Origin of the sequence: Alkalibacillus haloalkaliphilus C5 (genome assembly GCF_000269905.1) — a bacterium.
GTDB classification, from domain to species: Bacteria; Bacillota; Bacilli; order Bacillales; family Alkalibacillaceae; genus Alkalibacillus; species Alkalibacillus haloalkaliphilus_A.
Genome location: NZ_AKIF01000244.1, coordinates 1 through 2,043 on the forward strand (window position 1 = coordinate 1; position 2,043 = coordinate 2,043).

General features: G+C 37.2%; 3 protein-coding genes and 2 pseudogenes. All 5 read left to right on the top strand.

Translation table 11 applies throughout. From position 1 onward, the window contains the following. Nucleotides 1–133 (top strand): annotated as a pseudogene (locus tag A194_RS20885) (cobalamin-binding protein); the annotation flags it as partial. Between the two features lie 38 nt (nucleotides 134–171). Next, nucleotides 172–771, top strand: a complete 600-nt coding sequence (locus A194_RS18955) for an AzlC family ABC transporter permease (protein WP_017187791.1) — start codon at nucleotides 172–174, stop codon at nucleotides 769–771. 136 nt (nucleotides 772–907) lie between these two features. Next, nucleotides 908–1,201, top strand: coding sequence for an AzlD domain-containing protein (locus A194_RS0116025; RefSeq protein WP_017187793.1), 294 nt, complete (start codon nucleotides 908–910; stop codon nucleotides 1,199–1,201). An 18-nt stretch (nucleotides 1,202–1,219) separates the two neighbouring features. Next, on the top strand, nucleotides 1,220–1,765 hold the full coding sequence (locus A194_RS0116030) for a GNAT family N-acetyltransferase (protein ID WP_017187794.1): 546 nt from the start codon (nucleotides 1,220–1,222) through the stop codon (nucleotides 1,763–1,765). An 81-nt stretch (nucleotides 1,766–1,846) separates the two neighbouring features. Beyond that, nucleotides 1,847–1,972, top strand: a pseudogene (locus tag A194_RS19930) (NAD(P)H:quinone oxidoreductase, type IV); the annotation flags it as partial. Nucleotides 1,973–2,043 lie beyond the last annotated feature (71 nt).

Genomic DNA, 2,043 nt, shown 5'->3' on the forward strand with positions numbered 1-2,043 from the left:
ACTTAAAGCGGTTCAGAGTGATCAAATTCACATATTAGAAGAGTATTTGTATTGCAGACCATCCCCTCGGTTGTTAGAAGGGTTAAAGAAACTTGCATATTTACTGCATCCAACATATTATCCAGCGTCTTGATCAATTGTAGAGGAATAAGAAGAGAGAAGGTATAAGCAGTGGAAAATGTAGAAACAGCAGTTAACTATTCAGAAGAACAGACGAGATATACAGCCGTAAAAAAAGGAGCTGTAGCTGGCTTTCCAATCTTTCTAGGGTATTTACCGATTGCCATTGCTTACGGTGTTCTAGCGAAGCAATCAGGGTTAAGTACATTTGAAACGACGATGATGAGTGTTCTAGTTTTTGCTGGTGCTGCTCAATTTATGGCAGCGAACATGATTGCACAAGGAGCACTGTTTTTACAAATCGTTGTAGCGACGTTCGTGCTAAACTTTCGTCACTTTGTCATGAGTATGTCGTTTATGAATAAAATACGAACATTACCTCTTAGATGGAAGTTTGGTTTATCGTTAGGTCTTACCGATGAAACGTTCGCTGTATCATCGTTAAACGGCGAAGAATCAAAGAAGCAACACGGTATGTATTTCTTTGCTTCGTTAATTTTAGTTGCTTATTTTTCATGGGTGTTTGGTAGCTTCCTAGGTGCAATCATTGGAGATGCTCTGCCAACAACTTTAAGTGACAGTATGGGAATTGCGCTTTATGCGATGTTTATTGGTTTACTTGTGCCATCTGTAAAAAAGAGTGGCGAGTAGGAATTATTGCTATTGCTGCTATGTTAATTAATTACATATTAATGGAACAAGTTGGTCTAGAAGTTGGCTGGGCAATTGTAGTATCGACTATATTAGCTAGCTTTCTTGGAATTATACTGTTAAAGGAGGAAGAAGCATGATTATGACAACGATTATTGGGATGGCCATTGTAACTATGGTTCCGAGATTTATCCCAGCATTTATTATGGAGAAGATCACGCTTAGACCATGGCTCAATCGTTGGTTAAATGCAATTCCTTTTGCAGCATTAGGTGCTTTAGTGTTTCCGGGTATTATGACGGTTATCCCAGAGCAACCGTGGATTGGATTGCTTGGTGGTTTAACAGCAACCATTATTGCATTATTTAATTTAAATGTTATCTTTGCTGTAGTAGGTGCAATATTAACGGTGTTTTTATTAACTATGTAGCTGTAAAGGTGGGGTTGTATGGTAAAGGTTAGAAAAGCAACAGTGATCGATGCAGAGCAAATAGCAAGCGTTCATGATGAAACATGGAAATTAACATATGAACCAATTATACAAGAAGATGACTTACAACAAGTTACTTCATTTGAGAATAGAAAAATTATGTGGGAAACAACTTTACGTTCATCTCATCACCATGTGTTCGTTGTCGAATCAACTGAAGGAGACATTGTCGGGTTTATTTCAGGTGGTAAGTCACGAACAGAACACACGCAGCTTGATGGAGAAATTTATGACATTTATATTTTGCCATCTCATCAACGAAAGGGATTCGGTCAAAAGTTGTTGTACACATTTATTCAAGAATGTGAAGAATTAGGTTATGAATCACTGTTAGTGTGGATTTTAACCGATAATCCATATGGTCAATTTTATGTTCGATTAGGAGCAAGAAAAATCGAAGCAGATAACGTAACGATTGGAAAAGGAACTTATGAAGAAACAGCGTACGGCTGGGAAGACTTAGAACAGTTAAAAGGAGCTCTTGCCTCTTCGCAAGTTCAATAATCTGTTTAAACATCCTTCTTTATGGGCACATTTATACTGACAAACATAAAATGTTCTATCATCAAAGGAAGGGTGTTTTTTATGACAAAGATGGCAGTATTTTATTATAGTTCAACTGGTGCCAATTATAAAATGGCTCAATGGACAGAAGAAGCATTAAAACAGGCTGGTGCAGAAGTTAAGTTAGTTAAAATTCCTGAGACTGCCAAATAATTGGCACCAGTTGAACTAATAATAAAATACTGCATCTTTGTCATAAAAACACCCTTCCTTTGATG

Coding starts and splice junctions, on each gene's coding strand:
- A194_RS0116030 (WP_017187794.1), top strand. CDS start 1,220: ATGGTAAAGGTTAGAAAAGCAACAGTGATCGATGCAGAGCAAATAGCA.
- A194_RS0116025 (WP_017187793.1), top strand. CDS start 908: ATGATTATGACAACGATTATTGGGATGGCCATTGTAACTATGGTTCCG.